The sequence below is a fragment of the Bacteroides celer genome, from assembly GCF_002632415.2.
Classification (GTDB): domain Bacteria; phylum Bacteroidota; class Bacteroidia; order Bacteroidales; family Bacteroidaceae; genus Bacteroides.
The window spans coordinates 3,654,672-3,676,049 of record NZ_CP178209.1; the positions used below are offsets into that span (position 1 = coordinate 3,654,672).

Below are 21,378 nucleotides of genomic sequence, written 5' to 3' on the forward strand. Positions count from 1 at the left end.
ACTTTAAAAACACGCAAAGAACAAAAATACCCCCACGAAAATTAAAGAAAATAACCGAAAAGGAAAAAATAAATAATTTGAGGCTGAATTTTACGCATTTGTTCGATAGCCCGATACACTAATTTCTGTGCTGCTTTAGGTTGTATTCCCATCAATTTCCCGATTTCCTCATAGCTAAGTCCTTGGGTATAACGAAGATATACAGCCTCCCGTTGCCGGTCTGTAAGGCTATCCAGCATCTTTTTCAGCTGTTTTTGCATAGCGGCTCTTTCTTTTTCTTCATCTATGAGTTCAAAGCCGTTCACTTCAATAAGGAAACTATAGTTATCAGAACCTTCTTCCAGAAATTCGGTATTCATTTCTTTTTTCTTAATGGTCCGAATCCGGTTCTTCAAACAGTTCAACAGATAGAACTTCATATTCTGACTTTCCCAAAGTTTGTGCTCACGCTCATATAAATGCAAAAAAACATCGTGAATGGCATCTTCTAAAAGTTCTTTACTAATGCCAAAAGCAATGCCGTATGAAAACAAATCGTTCTCATACGTCTCATATAACCACTTATATAAGGATTGCTTATTCTTCACACTATCTTCACAAAAAGTTAGAATCCTATCTTCTAAAGAATATTGAAATGGTAATTATCACCAGCCTGTCTCATCCCATCCGGCAGCGGAGTACCATTGTATCGACTGACGATAAAAAGGATTTATCTCCTCTTCATACGACTGACGAAATATATAAGTAGAAAGTCCTGCAGAGCCATTCATCGAGAAACTACCGCCATAACTGGAGTAATTATTAGGAGTAGTCTTCCAATAAACCACAGCAGCATCATAAGCAGCTTTCCAAGCCTCATATTCGCTAGTCTCACTACCTAAAGAACGTATTAATCCATCAAAATCATAATAATACTTACTGGACCGACAATCATAACAGAGTATGCCCGATGTGGCTATCGCTTGTCTGCCCTTAATATATTTCAGAATAATCTCACTACTGCTTTTAGCCAGTTGTTCCAACATGGAAGTGTTCACTACAGAAACAGAGACTCCTGCCGTCCAGGGATCACCTAAGCCCCAATTATATGGCAATTTGCCAGTATAAAGATTTTCATCTGCATAAAATTCAAAATATGCCTTTGCTATGTCCGTAGCCGATGCATTATTGGCAAACATAGCCGGAACTACTTTCTGATATGGAGCACCCGGTGCGGGTATCTCTGTCGGAGAGCCTATTATGTAATCCGCATGTTCCTTCAATTCATAGACCACCTCAACAGATTGCATAAAGCATGCATCGAAAAGAAGAAAACTCAAATGAGGCGCATTACGCAGAACATCTTTTAACTCGGAAATATCCATGTAATTTGAACCACCATCCTGTCCCCACCAACGGGTTTTATTCTGCGATTTTGCCAACCATCCTTCTCCATGAGACCACAAAACCAACCCATAACTCTGTGCCGGATATTCAGAAAATGCCGTGTTGATAACCTCCTTCATCTTAGAGACATCTACAGAGTTTCGTCCTTCATACGTAGCGATTAGCTCCTCCTGTACGACATTCTTCTTTTTATCCTTCTTCAATCGAATTAGTTTAGGACTTGATCCGGTATCAATGTATACGAGTAGGTTATAAGAGTTATCATCTACAGACTGCATTCCCTCTGTCATTTCCGCCAAATCCTCTGTGGCAAAGCTGCGAAGAGAATTGTCACCTGCTATATAAACAAGAACTGTACGCATCTGGACTCCTCTTTCATCATCGTCATTATGACAAGCGATTACCAGCATAGCCAAACACACAAACAAGGAGAATATTTTTATCTTTTTCATTAGATTTCAAGTTTATTACGAGGCAAAGATAAAAAAATAAGAGATGCAAAGCTGCATCTCTTATTATATTAACAATTTAACTATTGCTTATTATTCTTCCGGTTTCGTAAAGTGGAATTTATCAGAATCAATCCGCGACACCGTCATTCTATTATTTTTCTTGTATTTATTCAGAATCTTCGTTGCTTCTTTTTCTAATTTCTTCTTGTTTTCCGAGAAGTAAATCATACATGTACTATTCTGTTGCAACTGGTTATCCTCCAGATAATTCTTCAACTGATAACTATACAACTCACGGTGAGACAAGAAGCCTTCCTTGCTAACCTTCGCACTATCTAGTATCTGAATGTCCGTGAAATAGACTACTGTATCCGTAAATGAGGCAGAAATTCCAAAAGCATAAACCGGTTTAGAGTGGTCTTTTTTCAAGGAAAAAGCGGAGCACATGGTAAACACAAGTGCAATTGCAAATAGTATTTTTACGTATTTCATATCATATAATTTTTAACTTCGCAAAGGTAACAAAAAAGAAGAGACTACCTCGATTTATCTCAAATAAATAGTATTTCTTAATCATAAATCCATAACAATACAGGTTTCTTTTCTGCCTTGAGCAACCTGTCAACCTTCCTCATCACCTCATCAGATATCACAGGACACCCTTGACTGATTCCTAATGGAAGATGCAAAGGATACACCTCCATTTCCGGCATCGGAGTATAAGAATGTAACACGATATACCGTTTAAAAGCATTGTTATTCGTCACTTCCAATCCATGCAATTTATAATGAACATTAATCCCCCACTTACTATACGACCGTATCCCTACTTTATATTTTCCTAAAGAAGAGCAATAACTACCTTCCACATTACTGAATACAGGCTTGGACAGCGTACTGTTTTTCCCGTATCCATGCGCACAGAGACTGGCATACTTCACGGAATCTCCTTTGAAATCCCATACAAAGAAACGCCTTTTACCAGAATGAATACTGAAATCTACCAGAAAGCAATAATTCGTATTATATCCGTTCTTATCACAATAAGCCTTTCCTGCCTGTGCTTTTTCCCGCAAACGCTGCTCTACTTTAACAGGCACCGAATCAGAAGAGGATGCCGCACATTTTGCATACGCCACCATCCCTGCTCCCAAAACAATAAGAACCAATGATATTAAAACTGACTTTTTCATAAAACTCGCATAGTATAAGATTGAATTATAGAATGGGGCTTATGTAAAAAGTCGCATAAGTACATTCTTCTATATGAAAAGTGCGACTTATGCGACTCAAATTCTTTTTTCTTTCAGAAACTGATATTCCTTACTTATCCCAAGTAAGATTTGAGCAATTTACTACGATTACTTTGTCTAAGTCTTCTAATTGCTTTTTCTTTAATCTGACGAACGCGCTCACGTGTGAGGCCAAATTTATCGCCGATTTCTTCCAATGTCATTTCTTGCTGTCCGATACCGAAAAACATCTGAATGATTTCTTTTTCTCTATCGGTTAACGTAGAAAGAGCTCTATCAATTTCCCTCGCAAGAGACTCATTAACCAGAGAGCGGTCCGCCATTGGCGAATCATCGTTAACCAACACATCCAACAGGCTGTTATCCTCCCCTTCCACAAAAGGCGCATCCACCGAAATATGACGGCCGGATACCTTCAGCGTATCAGAGATTTTATCAACCGGAATTTCCAGTTCGTCTGCCAACTCCTCGGGAGACGGACGCCGCTCGTTTTCCTGTTCAAACTTCGAGAAGGCTTTGCTGATCTTATTCAGCGAACCTACCTGATTCAACGGGAGACGAACAATACGCGACTGCTCTGCCAATGCTTGCAGAATAGACTGGCGAATCCACCATACAGCGTAGCTAATGAACTTAAATCCACGTGTTTCATCAAATTTCTCGGCAGCCTTAATCAGTCCTAAATTGCCTTCATTAATCAAGTCAGGCAAACTCAAACCTTGGTTCTGGTACTGTTTAGCCACAGATACGACGAAACGAAGATTGGCACGTGTCAATTTTTCCAATGCTACACGGTCACCCTTACGAATGCGTTGAGCGAGTTCCACTTCTTCCTCGACAGTAATCAGGTCTTCACGGCCGATTTCCTGCAAATACTTATCAAGAGAAGCGCTCTCTCTGTTAGTGATACTTTTGGTAATCTTTAGTTGTCTCATTCTTTAAAAACAGATTTGGAGTGCAAAGTTACGACAAATAATTTGTTAACATACAAAATTAAGTAACTTTTACACTATATTTTTCATCTAATAAAACAAAAAGAGATGCCGACAAGTTGATTGGCGGCATCCTTTTTCTATTTCATTAGCTTATCCTGCAATCTTCTTACCTTATTTTATATATTACTCTTGAGTCAGATCGACAGCGAAATATCCGCGTTTACCTGATGGGAACACACCGGTCAGGAATAATACCTGGTTCGGAGACTTAACAGCAGCTTTCATCACTTCTTCCAGATCGCTGACTTTGCGCATCGGCTGGTCATTAGCTTTCAGGATAATGAAGCCTTTACGAACTCCTGCATCTGATATCTTACCGGAGGAAACTCCTGTCACTTGCAGACCGTAGCCCAGATTCAATTGCTTCTTCACGTCATCCGGCAACTCTTTGAAAGCAGCTCCCAGGATTTCCATGCCTGCATCTTTCACAATCTTGGTAGTACCTTGCTCGTTCTTCAACGTTACTTCAACGGTCTTTTCCTTCTTATCGCGCATCAGTTTCACTTTCACCTTATCACCCGGACGATGTTTAGCAAGTGCTTCCTGCAAGTCAGCCATATTGGATACTTTCTTATTATCCACACCGATAATTACGTCATCGACTTTGATATCAGCTCCTGCAGCAGAACCATTCTCTACGATTTCAGAAACCCATACTCCTTCTACAACACCCAGTTCTTTAGCTTTATCTGCCAGTGTCTTACCGGATTTGTCAATCGGTTGACGGTCGTCCATCAAACTGCTACCGATAGAGCCACCACGAATACCGAGCAATGCACGTTGTACTGTTCCATATTGTTTCAAGTCGGCAATTACTTTCGTCATAATGCTGGTCGGGATAGCAAAACCATATCCTGCATAAGCACCTGTCGGAGAAGAAAGCACTGAATTGATACCAACCAATTCACCTTTGGCATTTACCAGTGCACCACCGCTGTTACCCTGGTTGATGGCAGCATCCGTCTGGATGAATGATTCTATACCACCATTATATACTCCCAGAGAACGGGCTTTTGCACTTACGATACCGGCAGTTACAGTAGAGTTCAAATTGAACGGGTTACCTACTGCCAATACCCACTCTCCTACTTTCAACGCTTCGGAGTCTCCAACCGGAATAGTCGGGAAATCATCACCCTCTATTTTCACCAGCGCAAGGTCGGTGCTGGGGTCAGTGCCAATCACGCGTCCTTTAAATTCACGGTTATCATTCAGTTTCACACTGATTTCATCCGCACCTTCAATCACGTGGTTGTTCGTTACGATATATCCATCCTTCGAGATGATTACTCCCGAACCAAAACCTACACGAGGTTGAGACTGTACCTGACGTTGCTGTCCGCGTCCATCACCAAAAAAGAAATCGAAAATGTCCGGCGCTTGCTGAACAGTTCTTGTCTTAGCTTCTTGAGTAGACCTTATATGTACGACAGCATGAAGCGAATTCTCCGCAGCCTGGGTCAAATCAACAGGTTGGGCGTTCACAGCATCAAAAGCGGCCAATTTTACATTGGGATTCTGCTTGAACATCTCATTGAAAGATGTCTCTTTGGCAGCTTCGTTAGATTGCAACAATTTGTAAGTTGTCAATCCTGCAACTCCTGAGCTAAGAAGAACGATTGCTCCTACTCCCAGAATGTTCTTTGTTGTTTGTTTCATGATTTATAATTCTTTAAAATGTTAATATTCGACATTGTTTTAACTTTTACGACGTTAAAATAATAACAAATATCGTTCACTTATTCTACTTGTCACTCTTTTTTGTCCACTTTTAACAGAGAATATTTGGAGCTTAACAGCGGTTAACGACAACACCTGACAAATTTACATTCGTTGTATGTCAGATGGCTTTAACACTCTGACATTCATTCAGTAAAGTCAGATTTTCATGACACCGATTCCGGGTAAGTCATTCAGGGTGATCTTTCCTTTCACCACTTCCACCCCTTTAAAGCGATCATTAGAGATAAGCAGGTTGCCATCCAGGTCGGCAAAATCCACTAATGGCGAGAACTGTGAAGCTGCAGAAATAGCACAGGAAGTCTCTGTCATACAGCCCACCATGACACGCATGCCGAGTGCATGTGCCAATGTCACCATCTTCCATGCTTCACGCATACCGGTACACTTCATCAGCTTTATATTGATTCCCGTGAAAGCGCCTTTCAAAGCGGCTACATCTCCTAAACGCTGCAAGGATTCATCCGCAAATATCGGTAGCGGGCTCTGTTGCGTTATCCAGGCAATATCCTCTAGCTTCTCCTTAGGCATGGGCTGTTCTATCATCACAACGCCTTTTTCTTTCAGCCAATGAATCATATCGAGCGCATATTGGCGGTCTGTCCATCCTTGATTGGCATCTATCGCTATCGGAAGGTCTGTTACCGAACGAATGGTTTCAATCATCTCCTTATCATTGTCCCGTCCCAGTTTCACCTTTAATATATTAAACTGATCGGCACACTCTTTTGTTTTCGCCCGCACTACATCCGGCGTATCAATGCCTATCGTAAAGGTAGTGGAAGGTGTCTTTTCTTTGTTCAATCCCCATATCTTATACCAGGGAACGCCCAATAGTTTCCCTACCAGATCATGAAGGGCGATATCTACCGCAGCTTTCGCTGCCGTATCCTTTGGCGAGAGGCTGTCAACGTATGACAAAATGTCATCTAACTGAAAAGGATCACTAAACTGTTCCAGATTCACTTTCCCAAGGAAATTCATCACAGACTCTACTGTTTCTCCCAAATAAGGAGGCATAGAGGCTTCTCCATATCCCGTCACGCCTTCATATTCTATTTCTACCTGCACATCGGGAGTTGTTGTACGCGAATAAGTGGCAACTGTAAACACGTGCCTCAACTTCAACTCATAAGGGAAAAAAGTCATTTTCATCTTCCCTCCCAAACCGAGCTTATTTATATGAATGGTAGAAAGCAACGATTCTCCGGCTAGTGCCTGATGAGCTACTAACCCCGAACCGAAAGCAGCCAAAGCTGCCGTTTTCAAAAAATCTCTCCTGTTCTGCATTCTTTTATTGATAAAAGGGGTTCTTATTTGTGGTATTCATTCCTTTCTCCTTATTTATATAAGGTAAGAAACGGACAGCAAAAAGTAAACGCTTCGTGTTGAATTCATCATAGTTTTGATCCGCAGGATTCATGCTGCTGACGTGCACATCTCCCAATGCGTGGATAAACTGCTTGTTTCCGAGGTAAATGCCGACGTGAGAAATACCTTCTTTACGTTCCGCAGTCGCTTTCCGGCCGAAAAACACCAGATCTCCCCGTTTGACATTAGAGAAGTCAGGAGCAATATCGATATGTTCGCCCACATAGGCCTGTTGAGAGGCATCTCTCGGGATAATAATGTCATGCATAAAAAGTACGGTCCGTACCAGTCCGCTACAATCCACTCCCTTGGAAGAGGTTCCTGCCCATAGATAAGGAATTCCCATCATCGAGTAAGCTGTTTCAATGATACTTTCAACATCTTGTTTCAGTGAAGCTCGCCATTCCGCTTCCGGTTGGGAAATGGATTTCGAAAGATATGCTTTCCGTCCGTCGGGATAAGACACTTGATAGAAATGTCCTTTGCTCCCCTCCCACTTCAAACGATTGCCCGCAACAACATCGGATACGGGTTGGGAACTCTCATCCGGTTTCTCATACGCAAATCCGTAGTGCGAGGTAACCACTATCTTTTCTGCCCGATTCCATTCATCATACCGTTCTTTCGACATGGGGGTAATCACCATCCGGTGCACCCATCCGGTATAATCATCCGGTGTTTGTATCTCGTACCAGCCGTTATACTGAAGCACCTTGACCGGCATTCCCAACAATGCCTGCGTACTCATGCCGGAAGTAAATTTGCCTTCCTCGCGCAAATTGCAAACTGAAATATGTACTACCCCATAAGCCGAATCGGCAGGCATGGGACGTATTTCCTGTGCTTTCAGGCTAGCTGCCATCATCGCCAGGAAACAATAGAAAAGGAGGATATTCTTCTTCATTAAAATCCATTTTAATGATAGCAAAGTTAGAAATTATTTCTATTTGTGATACTTTCTTTGGCTAAAACAAAATAAATGACGTATTTTTGCAGCCTAAAGCAGTTGGCCGGTCTGTCGCGTGCATGTTTCGTGCAGGAGGAAAGTCCGGGCAACATAGAGCATCCTACTTCCTAACAGAAAGCTGTCCGCGAGGGTAGAGTAACGTAGAAGAAAATAACCGCCGCTCCTTTCGGGGAGAGGTAAGGGTGAGAAGGTGGGGTAAGAGCCCACCAGTCGCATGGCGACATGCGGGCTGTACGTCTTAGGAGTTGTAAGGTCATGTAAACCGGCGTTATGAGAGTTGCTCGCTCCATGTCGGAGGGTAGACCGCTAAAGTGTCGTGGTGACACGCCACTCAGATAAATGACAGGCACCTGATATAATTAAAGATTAATAATCGGAAATTATATGGGGTACAGAACTCGGCTTATAGGCTGACTGCTTTTTCTTTTAATTATCCATTTAATTACAAATGACTAATGGATGAGGATCGACTGTTCGAGCAAGGCTGTTGTAATCAGTAATTAGTTGCTTGCAATTAGTAATCAGCGAAGAACCATGAAGAAGAAAATCACCGATATATGGAAGTTTCTTACGTATGACATCTGGCGCATTACGGAAGACGAAGTGACCCGGACCAAGTTCTCACTCTACAATATTATAAAGACCGTCTATCTTTGCATCAACCGGTTTACCAAAGACCAAATGGCCAATAAGGCTTCTGCACTGACATATAGCACATTGCTTGCCATTGTACCGATACTTGCCATTCTGTTTGCCGTAGCACGCGGTTTCGGATTTGACAACCTGATGGAACATCAGTTCCGCAACGGCTTCGGAGGGAATATAGAAACAACGGAGGCCATTCTCTCATTTGTCAATTCCTATCTTTCACAGACCAAAGGAGGTATTTTCATTGGAGTTGGTTTGGTAATGTTGTTATGGACGGTTATCAATCTGGTCAGTAATATTGAAATCACCTTCAACCGTATCTGGGAAGTGAAAAAAGCACGATCCATGTATCGCAAGATTACGGACTATTTCTCCATGTTCCTGCTGATGCCGATTCTGATCGTGGTATCCGGAGGACTTTCTCTGTTTATGAGCACCATTCTCAAGCAGATGGATGATTTCGTTCTGCTCGCTCCTGTCATGAAATTCATGATACGGCTTATTCCTTTCGTCCTGACATGGCTGATGTTCACCGGACTGTATATCTTTATGCCGAATACGAAAGTGAAATTCAAGCATGCACTCATTGCAGGTATTCTGGCAGGGTCCGCTTATCAGGCTTTTCAGTTTCTGTACATCAACAGCCAGTTGTGGGTGTCAAAGTACAATGCCATTTATGGTAGTTTTGCCGCACTCCCCCTATTTCTGCTTTGGTTGCAGATATCCTGGACAATCTGTTTGTTTGGAGCTGAACTGACGTATGCCGGACAAAATATCCGCAGCTTCAGCTTTGACCAGGACACCCGTAACATCAGCAGACGATACCGGGATTTTATATCCATCCTGATTATGTCACTCATAGCCAAACGATTCGAAAAGAACAAACCGCCCTATACGGCTGCAGAAATATCGGAAGAACACCAGATTCCTATCCGGCTGACAAACCAGGTACTTTATCAGTTACAGGAAATAGAATTGATTCACGAGGTGGTTACCGACGAAAAAAGTGAAGAAATCGGTTACCAGCCTTCAATGGATATCAATCAATTGAATGTGGCTGTCCTGCTAGACCGTTTGGACACATACGGCTCCGAGAATTTCAAAATTGACAAAGACGAAGAATTCAACGACGAATGGAAGGTGCTGACCGAATCCAGAGAAGAATACTATAAAAAAGCAAGTAAAGTATTACTGAAGGATTTGTAGGAAGGCCAAAACTTAAATCGCGAAAAAGAACTTAACACAATTAGATTAGAAAAAATGAAAAAGCTACTGCTAAGTGCATTTGTCATCTGTCTAGCAGGGACAAGCATTGCACAAGAATCTCCTTTATGGATGCGCCACTGCGCTCTTTCGCCAGACGGAACCACCATTGTATTCACCTACAAAGGAGACATCTACACGGTACCGTCAACCGGCGGACGTACCACACAAATCACTACCAATCCGGCTTTTGATACGGAACCGGTGTGGAGTCCCGACAGCAAACAGATTACCTTTGCATCGGACCGAATGGGAAGTCTCGACGTTTTCGTCGTATCCAGTGAAGGAGGAACGCCCCAGCGACTGACCACTCATTCGGGCAGTGAGAAACCCGTTGCCTACAAAGATAGCAAACACATTTTATTCACAGCCAACATTGCTCCCTCTGCCGAAGATGCCGGATTTCCTTCCGGTCAGTTCCAGCAAGTATACGAAGTGCCCGTGACGGGAGGACGCCCCGCTATGTTCTCATCCATGCCAATGGAATGCATCTCTATCAATAAGGAGGGAGTGATGCTCTATCAAGACAAGAAAGGATACGAAGACTATTGGCGTAAACATCAGGTATCCCCTATTGCCCGTGACATCTGGACATACACTCCCGGAAAAGCCCCTATTTATCAAAAACAAACAACTTTCGGAGGTGAAGACCGCGAACCGGTATGGAGTCCTGATGGTCAATCATTCTATTATCTAAGTGAAGAGAAAGGTTCCTTCAATATATTCCAACGTACTCCCGGAGCCACTACTTCCCGACAAATCACTTTCCATACCAAACATCCCGTACGCTTTCTAAGCATTTCAACTACAGGCACGCTTTGTTATGGTTATGACGGTGAGATTTATACACTTGTTGCGGGCAAACAACCCCAAAAGGTGAACATTAGTATCCTGGCAGACAAGAATGACAAAGATATTATCCGCCAAATCAAATCCAACGGAGCTACCGATATCGCTGTGTCTCCCAAAGGAAAAGAAGTTGCATTCATTATGCGCGGTGATGTCTACGTAACCTCTATTGACTACAAAACAACCAAACAAATCACCAACACACCCGATCAGGAACGTAACATCAGTTTCGCACCCGACGGACGCACACTCGTCTATTCTTCAGAACGCGATGGATTGTGGCAGCTTTACACTTCCACCATCGTACGCAAAGAGGAGAAACAATTCACCTATGCCACAGAATTGAAAGAAGAACGTTTGACAAACTCCAAAGTGGCTTCTTTCCAACCACAATTCAGTCCTGACGGTAAAGAGGTTGCTTTCCTCGAAAACCGTACCGCTATCCGTGTCATCAATCTGAAAAGCAAGGCTGTACGCACAGTGATGGATGCCAAATATCAATATTCTTATGCCGACGGTGACCAATGGTTCCAATGGAGCCCTGACAGCAAATGGATTCTATCAGACTTCATCGGCATAGGAGGCTGGAACAATAAAGACGTCGTTTTGCTGAAAGCCGACGGAAAAGGCGAAATGGTCAATCTTACCGAAAGCGGATACAGCGACAGCAACGCCAAATGGGTGTTGGGTGGAAAAGCAATGATATGGAACAGTGACCGTGCCGGATACCGTAGCCATGGTAGCTGGGGAAGTGAAGACGACACCTATATTATGTTTTTCGACGTCGATGCCTACAACCGCTTCCTGATGAGCAAAGAAGATATTGCCTTACTTGAAGAAGCGGAAAAGGCAGAGAAAGCAGAAAAAGAAAAAGCCAAGAAAGAAAAGGCAGAGAAGAAAGAAGACACTAAAGACAGTAAGAAGAAAACGAACCAGAATGAGAATGCGAAAAAAGACAGTACGGAAGTGAAACCTCTTACATTCGATTTGGAGAATCGTTTTGACCGCATCGTCCGTCTAACTGTAAATTCTTCCCGCCTGGGTGACGCTGTCATGAGTCCGAAGGGTGATATTCTTTATTACCTGGCAGCTTTTGAAGGAGACTACGACCTTTGGGAGCATAAACTGAAAGAAAATACGACTAAAATATTATTGAAAGGAGTTGGCGGCGGCTCACTCATACCGGATAAAGAAGGAAAGAATATCTTTATGTGCACAGGCGGCCGATTGAAGAAAATAGAGATTGCCGGTAGCAAAATTACACCGATAGAATTTGAAGCATTCTTCGATTACCGCCCTTATGATGAACGTGCATACATCTTCGACCACGTTTGCCAGCAAGTAAATGACAAATTCTATATTGCCGACCTGCATGGAGTAGACTGGAAAGGATATAAAAAAGCATACGAACGCTTCTTGCCCCACATCAGTAACAATTATGACTTCACAGAAATGTTGAGTGAATTGCTCGGCGAACTGAACGGCTCCCATACCGGAGCCCGGTTTGCAGCAGGAGGCAGCGCAATGCCTACCGCTACTCTGGGAGTCTTTTACGATGAGTCATACAACGGTGCCGGGTTAAAGATCAAGGAAATCATGAAGCAAAGTCCTTTCACCCAGAAAAAGACAGAAGTGAAGGCAGGTTGCATCATTGAAAAAGTAGACGGCACAACGATTGAAGCCGGTGCTGATTACTTCCCGTTATTTGAAGGCAAAGTCGGACGCAAAGTAGTACTTACCGTATACGATCCTTCCACTAAAAAACGTTTTGAAGAAACTGTAAAGGCCATCAGCTATGGCACTCAAAGCGAGCTGCTTTACAAACGTTGGGTAGAGCGTTGCGCCAAGAAAGTTGAAGAGCTTTCCGGCGGACGCATTGCTTATGTACATATTAAAGGTATGGACAGCCCCAGCTTCCGCAAGATCTATTCCGAATTGCTCGGTCGTTATCGCAATAAAGAAGCCGTAGTGGTAGATACCCGCCATAATGGTGGTGGATGGCTGCACGATGATGTGGTCACCTTACTTAGCGGAAAGGAATATCAACGTTTCGTGCCACGCGGACAATATATCGGCAGCGATCCATTCAACAAATGGCTGAAAGCCTCATGCATGCTAACTTGTGAAGACAATTACAGCAATGCACATGGCACTCCTTACGTATATAAGACTCTAGGCATTGGTAAACTGATAGGCGCCCCGGTGGCAGGAACGATGACAGCCGTGTGGTGGGAGCGCCAGATAGATCCGTCTATTGTATTCGGTATCCCACAGGTAGGTTGCATGGATATGCAAGGCAACTATCTCGAAAATCAGACCTTGCAACCTGATATTCTAGTCTATAACGAACCGGCAGCCAGCCTGAAAGGAGAAGACGCGCAACTGAAAGCAGCAGTAGACTACCTATTAAAAGATTTGTCAAAAAAGAAATAAATACTGCATTATTGATGCCGCTTTTCCGGCGGCATCAATAATAAGTTAATTATCAACACCTTAGAAAAGCCATTATTGGTTTTAAAGAAACAGGTCGTTGTACTAAATCCCGCATACGTAATAGCTAAAGTTTGCTATCTGTATGCGGGATTCCTTTTTTTTTGCTGATTTTAGTGGTGATATTTCCAATGTTCAACCAATAAACATTCTCCACTATGGCAAATTTTATTCAGCGTGCCAGTGACTCCATCTCGGGGTTTGGTCAAAGTTACGAAAAATTTTCCAAACAACTTCTTATTGAGCAGTATTCTCCTGGTAGTATAAAAAGTTATGGCCATAAGTTGGCTGCTATCAGCTTTCACTTCAAAAAACTTCCTGAACACTTAAGCGAAGATGATTGCCGCGATTATTTCAGCATGTTGCTCTCTCGCACTCCTTCACCGGGTTTGAGCTATTTCAAGCACACCGTTTACAGTCTTCGCTGTTATCGCAAGACAATGCATCTTAGTGAACTTAATTTTTCTCTTCCCCGTATCCGTAGTACGAAGAAGCTTCCGGTTGTTCTTTCACAGTCGGAAGTGAGCAGCCTTTTGCGTCACTGCGGGAGTATCCGCAGTCAAGCCCTGCTGGCTCTGATTTATTCCTGCGGGCTGCGTTTACGTGAGCTGGTCAATATGCGAATTTGTGATATTGACAGCAAGCGCATGCAGGTTTTCATCCGCCAGGGCAAAGGTAGAAAAGACAGGTACGTCCCCCTTTCCGGCAACCTGTTGCTTCTTCTCAGGGAGTATTTCATCCAGTACAGACCCGCGGTATATCTTTTCAACAATTGTTTCGGCGGACAAATCGAAGATTCCGAGATCCGCTATCTTTTTAAACAAGCGGTTCATTCGTCCTGCATCCTTAAACCCTGCACGCTTCATACCCTTCGTCACAGTTACGCCACGCACCTGCTGGAGATGGGCGAAAATATACTTCGCATCCGTGACCTTCTGGGACATGCCGATATAAAGACAACCCTGGTTTATCTTCACCTTGTCAATCTTCCTGCCGGAGGTTACGCCTTCAGTCCACTGGACCGTCTTGAGGGAGTGGGATATAACAATACGCAGCCATGAGGACGGAGTTTGAGGTCGGTCAGATTATTTCCCGCTTCAAATCATCCTTTATCAGCCAACATCATCCCTGCGGCAGGGTTCTCCAGGTCCTCTCACGCCTGGAACAGTGCCGTACCTCCGCTTTGGAAGGGCATGTGGATGCCTGTCCCCAGTGTGGAGTCGTACGTGTTAGTTACAACAGCTGCCGGGACCGGCATTGTCCCAAATGCCAGGGAGCCGAACGTGAGGTATGGATACAGGCACGCAAAGAGGATATGTTGCCCGTGAAATACTTCCATGTGGTATTTACCTTGCCGGCCGACTTGCATTCACTGGCACTGGGTAATATGAGACACACCTATTCATGCCTGTTTGCCGCTGCCTGGAAGACACTCGCAGCCTTCGCTGCCAATAAAGGCGCCCAGGCGGGAATGGTAGCCATCCTGCATACATGGGGAAGTAACCTGCACTACCACCCCCACCTGCACTGTGTAGTGCCCGAAGGAGGGATAGATGACAAGGGGGAATGGAGGAAGATCTCAGGGGCAAATCAGGACAGTCCTTTTCTATTCCCGGTCAGGGCCATGGGCAGGGTGTTCAGAGCCAAGTTCATGCAAGAGTGGAGCAAACATGTGAAAGTACCCCAGGCAACAAGAAAGAAGCTGTTTGAAAAAGAATGGGTGGTATATAGCAAAGCACCGTTCAAAGGCGTGGAAAGGGTCATAGAATACTTAGGGCGTTACTCACACAGGGCAGCCATCAGTAATGCCAGGATTAAGGGAATTACAGATACAGCCGTCATGTTTGACTATAAGGATTACAGGGATGGGGGAAAACATAAGATGATGACACTCACGGGAGAAGAGTTCGTACACAGGTTCAGTAGGCATATATTGCCGGCAGGATTTGTACGTATCAGGCATTACGGATTCCTGGCAGCATGCAACAGAAGGAAGTTGACAAGCATACAGATAAGGATGAAAGTACCACCGGCACCACTTAAAAGGAAAAGAGCCAAGTGGAAAGAACTCTGCCAAGACAAATGGAGGGAATATAACTTATGCAAGCATTGCGGAGGGGCGCAGATGATTACAATTGAAGTTTTCAGACCAGCCAGGTCGCCACCCGGAAGAGGAAGTTCCAAACCGCTGAACGGTACTTTTTGAAGAAGAAAATATATTCACAGGAAGAATGAAGTCCTGGGAGAGAGGCTCTGTGGATATACATAACGGAAAACACGGTAAAAACACCGGATAGAAAGAAAAAGGAGGAAAAAAGGGAGATTGGAATCAAGAAAGGCTGAAAAAACAAGTATAAAAGCAAGCACAGGACATTAGGAAACTGCTGAAAAAAATACAGATACAGAAGTAACCCCCATAAAAAATAGAAAACGTACAACAAAGGCTCCATATGCCCTAAGGGGCACACGAAGCCCTATTTCGTTCCATTACGCCCTAAGGGGCACACGAAGCCCTATTTCGTTCCTTTTAAACCAACAATGCTTTCTGTTATATGCTTATCCTAAAAGCCTAAGAATATAATTATTTTTCAATCAATAACGATTGTATGAAATCACCTTTTCTTTCGGCTTCCTCATCTTCTTACGTTTTTCCTTTGCCGGATAGCCAATGACAATATCCAGCAATAAACGTTTCGAAGCAGGAATACCGGCAAGTTGTTTCATCTCTTTTTCATCGAACCAACCCAGAATACAAGAGCCCAATCCTTCGGCTTCAGCAGCCAGAGAAATATGAGCAGCCGCTATTCCAATGTCGATCAACGGGAAATGCTTGCCTTTAACCTTTCCACCAAGCAGGGAAGTGATATTAGCAGATTCTTCTACAACCAGAATATGCACGGGAGCATCTTTGGCAAACTTATTCATTCCCAAGCCAGCAGCAGCTTTCCCGGCTTTTTGAGCCAGTTCCTTGTCTGTGATGACCACAAACCTCCAAGGTTGTGCGTTGCAGGCCGAAGGCGCCAAACGTGCAGCTTCAAGCACCCGTTCCAACTTTTCCGGCTCCACCGGACGTTCCTTATCATACGAACGGTCACTTTGACGAGCCTGCACCAATTGAAGAAAATCAGTATATGCCATTTCCAATCCTCCGGTCACTTATTTATATTTCCTTATTTATATTGAATCATCCGGCTGATATACTTGCCGATAATATCAAATTCGATATTTACCACACTGCCAATCTCAAATGTATGGAAGTTCGTATGCTCGTAAGTATAAGGAATGATAGCCACCTGGAAAGTATCATCCGTCGGATTACATACCGTCAGGCTAACGCCGTTCACAGTCACCGAACCCTTATCCACAGTGATATATCCGCGTTTCGCCATCTCCTTGTCAAACGCATACCGGAATGTAAAATACCAACTGCCTTCCGCATCCTTAATATCAATACAAGTGGCAGTCTGGTCCACATGCCCCTGAACGATATGTCCATCCAGCCGTCCGTTCATCATCATGCTACGTTCAACGTTCACCTTATCCCCCACTTTCAACAAACCGAGGTTAGAACGCTCCAACGTTTCTTTCATGGCAGTCACCGTATACGTATCATCCGTCAGAGTCACCACCGTCAGGCATACACCATTGTGAGAAATACTCTGGTCAATTTTCAACTCATTCACAAACGAACACTTAAATGTAAAGTGTATATTCTCCTGGTCTTTCACCAGTGCTACCAAAGTAGCATATTCTTCTACGATTCCAGAAAACATAATTTTATTTACTATTTTACGATTTACTATTTACTATTTTGATTTACTATTTACTATTTTACGATTGAAAATACTCTTTTAATGCAAGGGTCAAAGATACGAATTAGAAAGGAGCTTAAAAAATAAGAGCAAAAAAAAATAGGGCTTTTCACAAAGCCCCATTTTTCAGTTTTCAATAGGTATTAGTTTTTTTTTAAGGTAAAAAGATTGTTTTCAGGATAACGGTGCAAATATAGGCGGTTTTACCGATACTATCCAAATTATAAAACATGTCATATAACATCTTTTTGAAAATTCTTTGGATTTATTATCATTTGAAGCAAAAACTCCTGTAACTTGTCCGTTACAGGAGACAAATATAAGATAATTTTTTAAGGAGCCCTAATTTCTGTTTAAAAATCGGCAGAAATTTACTTTTCCGGGTAATTTTCATCCGTTTTTCCACGATGTTTTAACACTTTGGCATCAATGAAGAAAACAATCTCCTCGGCAATGTTGGTAATATGATCTCCCGAGCGTTCCAGTTTACGGAACACACTGACTAAATCTACGCAAGTATGTACAGCTTCCGGATGTTCGATAATATAGTCTGAAAGAATCCCTGTTGCATCCGCATTGATTTCATCCAGCAAATTATCCTTGGCAAACACTCCTGCCGCCAAATCATTACTCTCTTCATTCAAGGCACGTTTCGCCAGTTCCAGCATCGACAACACCTCTGCCTGCATTTCTGCCAGGCGAAGACGAGACAACAGTTCCGCATCTAATACCGGTTCTTTGCAACGAAGTACAAAACGGGCGATCCCTTCCGCAAAGTCACCTAAACGTTCCAAGTTCGTATTGATTTTCAACATAGCCAACACAAAACGAAGATCAATCGCCACCGGATTATACAATGCGATAATATCTTCCACATCACTATCTATCTTCAATTCAAAAGCATTCACCCTGCGCTCGCGAACCATCACCTGTTGAGCCAGCTCCTTGTCAAGGGTCAACACAGCCTCTCCGGCACGGTCAAGCTGATTGTACACCAAGGTCCACATTTCATCAATTTCCTTCTTCAATAGGATGAGTTCCGATTCTATAAACTTTACCATAGTCTATTATATATAAATGATTAATATTCTGCTAATTAGATTTCAGAGATAAATTTTAGGCACGGATTACACGGATGACGCTGTTGCTTTAAACAAGCATATTTCTAAAAACCGTGAAATCCGTGTAATCCGTGCCTAATTCATTACCCGAAGCGTCCCGTTATGTAATTCTGGGTAGCCTCCTTCTCCGGATTGGTGAATATCTTTTTCGTCTGATCGAATTCCACCATTTCTCCCATATAGAAAAACGCCGTCTTATCACTGACACGGGCTGCCTGCTGCATATTATGCGTAACGATTACAATCGTATAATCCTTCTTCAGTTCATGAATCAACTCCTCCACTTTCGCCGTAGAAATAGGATCGAGCGCAGAGGCAGGTTCATCCATCAGCAATACCGAAGGAGAGACAGCCATCGCACGGGCAATACAAAGACGCTGCTGCTGTCCGCCGGACAGTGCATAAGCCGATTCCTTCAACTTATCTTTCACCTCCTCCCAAAGAGCCGCTCCTTTCAACGTTTCCTCTACACGCTGGCGGATGAAAGCATTATCTTTTATTCCGTTCACACGAAGTCCGTAAGCCACATTCTCGAATATGCTTTTCGGGAAAGGATTGGGACGTTGGAACACCATTCCCACATTCTTGCGGAGTTCGTCCACTTCCACGCCTTTCGCATAGATATTATGTCCGTCGATACAGATTTCTCCCTCCAGACGGGTAGCAGGAATCAAATCATTCATCCGGTTGAAAAGCCGGAGGAAAGTAGACTTACCGCAACCGGACGGTCCGATAAAAGCAACAACCGATTTTTCCTCAATCTGCATGCTGATGCCCTTCAATGCATGAAAGTCCCCATACCAGAAGTTCACATCACGCGTATCAATTTTCACTGTATCCATATACTAATTTAGTTCGTTTTTACTCTTTTCTCAAAATACTTTCTCAAGGCATTAGCCAGCAGATTCACCAACAGGATCATCATAATCAATACCAATGCCGTGCCATAAGCCAGCGGCAGTTGTGCCTCCATATCCGTTCCACTGGTGGAAATCACATACAAATGATAAGGCAAGGCCATACACTGATCCAGAATGCCGGTAGGCAGTTGCGGCAGGAAGTATGCGGCACAAGTAAACAGAATCGGCGCCGTCTCTCCCGAAACACGTCCCAATGCGAGAATCAACCCTGTTATAATGTTCGGCATACCCATCGGCAGAATGACGCGTCCTATCGTCTGCAACTTCGTCGCTCCCAATGCCCGGCTACCTTCACGCATACTGTCAGGAATGGCTTTCAAGGCTTCCTCCGTTGTCCGGATAACCAAAGGTACGCAAAGCAAACCTAATGTCAAAGAGCCTGCCAGAATACTATCACCGAACCCCATATAATTGACAAACAGCGCCATACCGAACAATCCGAATACGATGGAAGGAATACCGCTCAAGTTATTGGTCATCACCCGGATAAAGCGTACCAACCTGCCTTTCGGCGCATACTCATTCATATAAATACCACTCATCACCCCTATCGGAAATGCAAACAGCGCACTTCCCACCATCAGATAGAAGGTACCTACAATAGCCGGCCAGATACCGCCACCCGTCATTCCGTCCGTAGGAGCCGAAGTGATGAAATCCCAACTGATAGTACCGATTCCCTTATAGATGATAAATCCCAGAATCGCAAACAATATCAATACAATGCAAAGACTCAACAACCGGAAAATTCCGAAAGCAAGTTTCTGCGAACGGTGTTTAGCTTTATTATTACTCCGTATTTCCATCTTATTTACTACGCTTTAATCCTTTAGAAGAAATATATTCCACACTAAAGTTGATAATCAATGTAATGAAGAACAGTACGACACCCAACAGGAACAATGTCTGATAGTGCGGACCACCTGCAGGAGCCTCTCCCAGTTCGGCGGCAATCGTAGCCGGAATGGTACGTAAAGGCTCAAGAATGGTTGTCGGAATCACAGCCGCATTACCGGTCACCATCAATACCGCCATCGTCTCCCCGATAGCACGTCCGATGCCAAGTACCACGCCGGATGTAATACCCGAAATAGAATAAGGAATTACGACCTTATATATAGTCTGCCATTGAGAAGCCCCCAACGCCAGACTCGCTTCCCGCATTGCACGCGGACAGTTACGCATCGCATCTTCCGTCACCGTTATGATGGTAGGCAATGCCATAATGGCCAGTACGATACTCCCTGCCAGGCCGCTCTCTCCCACCGGAAGATTAAACAACTTCTGAATCAACGGAACGATGACAATCAACCCGAAAAAGCCATAGACCACGGAAGGAATACCGCTCAACAGTTCGATAATCGGTTTCAGCCAGTTCCGCATTTTCGGGTTTGCCACTTCAGACATATAGATAGAAACCGAAAGCCCGAACGGCAAAGCAAAAAGAATGGCGAACAGACTCACCCACAACGTACCGGTAATCAACGGCAGGAAGCCGAATTGAGCTGCCGGAGTGGCCGTAGGAAACCATTCGGCACCCGCAAATACATCTTTCACGGAAATGGTGTTATCCTCTATGAAATGCACCGCGTCCGGATGAACAATAAACTTCTGCGGAACAAAAGCTACGATACCCGGTGTTTTCTCTACCAGTTCCGTAATCTTGTCGCCTGCATATTCATAAGCAGGTCCCAGCTCCTCTTCCGTATAATACTGCGTTATATCCTCCAAACGAAAAACCCGGATAGGGAGATCTTCCCCACCGAGTTCCTTCCAGTTTGTAATCTCCTCATCAAAAACATTTTTTATCTGTGCAGGGCTCAACACACTAACTTTGTTGCTCTTATTCAGCGCCAACACATATCCCTCTTCAATCACCTTGCTCTTGAACAGCCCGAAAGCTTCCGTGAAAAGGAAGAGTACAATCAGCAGAATAGTAATACTTGTCACGAAACCGCTACAAGTCAACATTCCTTCCACAATCCTTTCAAATACCTTTTTCATACCTACTATGATTTCTGATGCAAAGAAAGCGTCTCTTTATTAAGGAGGTGTGACTAATGTTTGAAGGAAATGTTTCAATCGTATTACATTTGTGTTACAAGCAATAT

18 protein-coding genes and 1 other RNA gene are annotated in these 21,378 nt (G+C 43.6%); 5 read left to right on the plus strand and 14 right to left on the minus strand.

The window, feature by feature from the left end:
* Positions 1–41 precede the first annotated feature (41 nt).
* The 8 genes from CJF29_RS14840 to CJF29_RS14875 form a co-directional block, all read right to left on the minus strand.
* Positions 42–587, minus strand: a complete 546-nt coding sequence (locus tag CJF29_RS14840; RefSeq protein WP_004296671.1) for an RNA polymerase sigma factor — start codon at positions 585–587, stop codon at positions 42–44.
* A gap of 57 nt (positions 588–644) precedes the next feature.
* Positions 645–1,838 carry a clostripain-related cysteine peptidase gene (locus CJF29_RS14845; protein ID WP_004310275.1) on the minus strand — a complete coding sequence of 398 codons (1,194 nt, stop codon included), beginning with the start codon at positions 1,836–1,838 and terminating at the stop codon, positions 645–647.
* A 90-nt stretch (positions 1,839–1,928) separates the two neighbouring features.
* The gene (locus tag CJF29_RS14850) at positions 1,929–2,330 is read right to left on the minus strand and encodes a hypothetical protein (RefSeq protein WP_004296669.1); all 402 of its coding nucleotides are present in this window, start codon (positions 2,328–2,330) and stop codon (positions 1,929–1,931) included.
* Between the two features lie 77 nt (positions 2,331–2,407).
* Positions 2,408–3,031: a murein L,D-transpeptidase catalytic domain-containing protein gene (locus tag CJF29_RS14855; RefSeq protein ID WP_099147402.1), complete on the minus strand. Its 624-nt coding sequence runs from the start codon at positions 3,029–3,031 to the stop codon at positions 2,408–2,410.
* A 134-nt stretch (positions 3,032–3,165) separates the two neighbouring features.
* Positions 3,166–4,026, minus strand: coding sequence for an RNA polymerase sigma factor RpoD/SigA (locus tag CJF29_RS14860; protein WP_002561589.1), 861 nt, complete (start codon positions 4,024–4,026; stop codon positions 3,166–3,168).
* 183 nt (positions 4,027–4,209) lie between these two features.
* Positions 4,210–5,745: a trypsin-like peptidase domain-containing protein gene (locus CJF29_RS14865; protein ID WP_099147403.1), complete on the minus strand. Its 1,536-nt coding sequence runs from the start codon at positions 5,743–5,745 to the stop codon at positions 4,210–4,212.
* A 219-nt stretch (positions 5,746–5,964) separates the two neighbouring features.
* A complete protein-coding gene (locus CJF29_RS14870) occupies positions 5,965–7,116 on the minus strand; it encodes a dipeptide epimerase (RefSeq protein ID WP_074560320.1) in 1,152 nt (383 codons plus the stop codon).
* A gap of 4 nt (positions 7,117–7,120) precedes the next feature.
* On the minus strand, positions 7,121–8,101 hold the full coding sequence (locus tag CJF29_RS14875; RefSeq protein WP_004303867.1) for an NlpC/P60 family protein: 981 nt from the start codon (positions 8,099–8,101) through the stop codon (positions 7,121–7,123).
* A gap of 98 nt (positions 8,102–8,199) precedes the next feature.
* Between CJF29_RS14875 and rnpB the strand changes: the two genes are divergently transcribed.
* The 5 genes from rnpB (at position 8,200) to CJF29_RS14900 (ending at position 15,620) form a co-directional block, all read left to right on the plus strand.
* Positions 8,200–8,586: RNase P RNA component class A (gene rnpB, locus CJF29_RS14880), an RNA gene on the plus strand.
* 112 nt (positions 8,587–8,698) lie between these two features.
* Positions 8,699–10,018: a YihY/virulence factor BrkB family protein gene (locus tag CJF29_RS14885; protein WP_099147404.1), complete on the plus strand. Its 1,320-nt coding sequence runs from the start codon at positions 8,699–8,701 to the stop codon at positions 10,016–10,018.
* Positions 10,019–10,072: 54 nt separating this feature from the next.
* The gene (locus tag CJF29_RS14890) at positions 10,073–13,357 is read left to right on the plus strand and encodes a S41 family peptidase (RefSeq protein ID WP_099147405.1); all 3,285 of its coding nucleotides are present in this window, start codon (positions 10,073–10,075) and stop codon (positions 13,355–13,357) included.
* A gap of 215 nt (positions 13,358–13,572) precedes the next feature.
* Positions 13,573–14,475 carry a tyrosine-type recombinase/integrase gene (locus CJF29_RS14895; RefSeq protein ID WP_413544496.1) on the plus strand — a complete coding sequence of 301 codons (903 nt, stop codon included), beginning with the start codon at positions 13,573–13,575 and terminating at the stop codon, positions 14,473–14,475.
* Complete coding sequence (locus tag CJF29_RS14900; protein ID WP_413544494.1) at positions 14,472–15,620, plus strand: IS91 family transposase; 1,149 nt, start codon at positions 14,472–14,474, stop codon at positions 15,618–15,620. The genes CJF29_RS14895 and CJF29_RS14900 overlap by 4 nt, the downstream gene beginning before the upstream one ends.
* A gap of 386 nt (positions 15,621–16,006) precedes the next feature.
* Here the strand turns inward: CJF29_RS14900 and CJF29_RS14905 are convergent, their stop codons facing one another.
* The 6 genes from CJF29_RS14905 to pstC form a co-directional block, all read right to left on the minus strand.
* A complete protein-coding gene (locus CJF29_RS14905; protein ID WP_099147586.1) occupies positions 16,007–16,552 on the minus strand; it encodes a nitroreductase family protein in 546 nt (181 codons plus the stop codon).
* Positions 16,553–16,584: 32 nt separating this feature from the next.
* Positions 16,585–17,187, minus strand: coding sequence for a riboflavin synthase (locus CJF29_RS14910; protein ID WP_004303876.1), 603 nt, complete (start codon positions 17,185–17,187; stop codon positions 16,585–16,587).
* 410 nt (positions 17,188–17,597) lie between these two features.
* Entirely contained in the window at positions 17,598–18,287 is a 690-nt protein-coding gene (phoU, locus tag CJF29_RS14915; RefSeq protein WP_004296659.1) for a phosphate signaling complex protein PhoU, read from the minus strand.
* 143 nt (positions 18,288–18,430) lie between these two features.
* Positions 18,431–19,189: a phosphate ABC transporter ATP-binding protein PstB gene (pstB, locus tag CJF29_RS14920; protein WP_099147582.1), complete on the minus strand. Its 759-nt coding sequence runs from the start codon at positions 19,187–19,189 to the stop codon at positions 18,431–18,433.
* 8 nt (positions 19,190–19,197) lie between these two features.
* On the minus strand, positions 19,198–20,073 hold the full coding sequence (pstA, locus tag CJF29_RS14925) for a phosphate ABC transporter permease PstA (protein ID WP_074638591.1): 876 nt from the start codon (positions 20,071–20,073) through the stop codon (positions 19,198–19,200).
* A gap of 1 nt (position 20,074) precedes the next feature.
* The gene (gene pstC, locus CJF29_RS14930) at positions 20,075–21,271 is read right to left on the minus strand and encodes a phosphate ABC transporter permease subunit PstC (RefSeq protein WP_099147583.1); all 1,197 of its coding nucleotides are present in this window, start codon (positions 21,269–21,271) and stop codon (positions 20,075–20,077) included.
* Positions 21,272–21,378 lie beyond the last annotated feature (107 nt).

Bases quoted from the DNA above. Each gene is read 5' to 3' on its own strand.
- CJF29_RS14845 (WP_004310275.1), bottom strand. From the start codon at position 1,838: ATGAAAAAGATAAAAATATTCTCCTTGTTTGTGTGTTTGGCTATGCTG.
- CJF29_RS14850 (WP_004296669.1), bottom strand. From the start codon at position 2,330: ATGAAATACGTAAAAATACTATTTGCAATTGCACTTGTGTTTACCATG.
- CJF29_RS14855 (WP_099147402.1), bottom strand. From the start codon at position 3,031: ATGAAAAAGTCAGTTTTAATATCATTGGTTCTTATTGTTTTGGGAGCA.
- CJF29_RS14860 (WP_002561589.1), bottom strand. From the start codon at position 4,026: ATGAGACAACTAAAGATTACCAAAAGTATCACTAACAGAGAGAGCGCT.
- CJF29_RS14865 (WP_099147403.1), bottom strand. From the start codon at position 5,745: ATGAAACAAACAACAAAGAACATTCTGGGAGTAGGAGCAATCGTTCTT.
- CJF29_RS14870 (WP_074560320.1), bottom strand. From the start codon at position 7,116: ATGCAGAACAGGAGAGATTTTTTGAAAACGGCAGCTTTGGCTGCTTTC.
- CJF29_RS14875 (WP_004303867.1), bottom strand. From the start codon at position 8,101: ATGAAGAAGAATATCCTCCTTTTCTATTGTTTCCTGGCGATGATGGCA.
- CJF29_RS14885 (WP_099147404.1), top strand. From the start codon at position 8,699: ATGAAGAAGAAAATCACCGATATATGGAAGTTTCTTACGTATGACATC.
- CJF29_RS14890 (WP_099147405.1), top strand. From the start codon at position 10,073: ATGAAAAAGCTACTGCTAAGTGCATTTGTCATCTGTCTAGCAGGGACA.
- CJF29_RS14895 (WP_413544496.1), top strand. From the start codon at position 13,573: ATGGCAAATTTTATTCAGCGTGCCAGTGACTCCATCTCGGGGTTTGGT.
- CJF29_RS14900 (WP_413544494.1), top strand. From the start codon at position 14,472: ATGAGGACGGAGTTTGAGGTCGGTCAGATTATTTCCCGCTTCAAATCA.
- CJF29_RS14905 (WP_099147586.1), bottom strand. From the start codon at position 16,552: ATGGCATATACTGATTTTCTTCAATTGGTGCAGGCTCGTCAAAGTGAC.
- CJF29_RS14910 (WP_004303876.1), bottom strand. From the start codon at position 17,187: ATGTTTTCTGGAATCGTAGAAGAATATGCTACTTTGGTAGCACTGGTG.
- phoU (WP_004296659.1), bottom strand. From the start codon at position 18,287: ATGGTAAAGTTTATAGAATCGGAACTCATCCTATTGAAGAAGGAAATT.
- pstB (WP_099147582.1), bottom strand. From the start codon at position 19,189: ATGGATACAGTGAAAATTGATACGCGTGATGTGAACTTCTGGTATGGG.
- pstA (WP_074638591.1), bottom strand. From the start codon at position 20,073: ATGGAAATACGGAGTAATAATAAAGCTAAACACCGTTCGCAGAAACTT.
- pstC (WP_099147583.1), bottom strand. From the start codon at position 21,271: ATGAAAAAGGTATTTGAAAGGATTGTGGAAGGAATGTTGACTTGTAGC.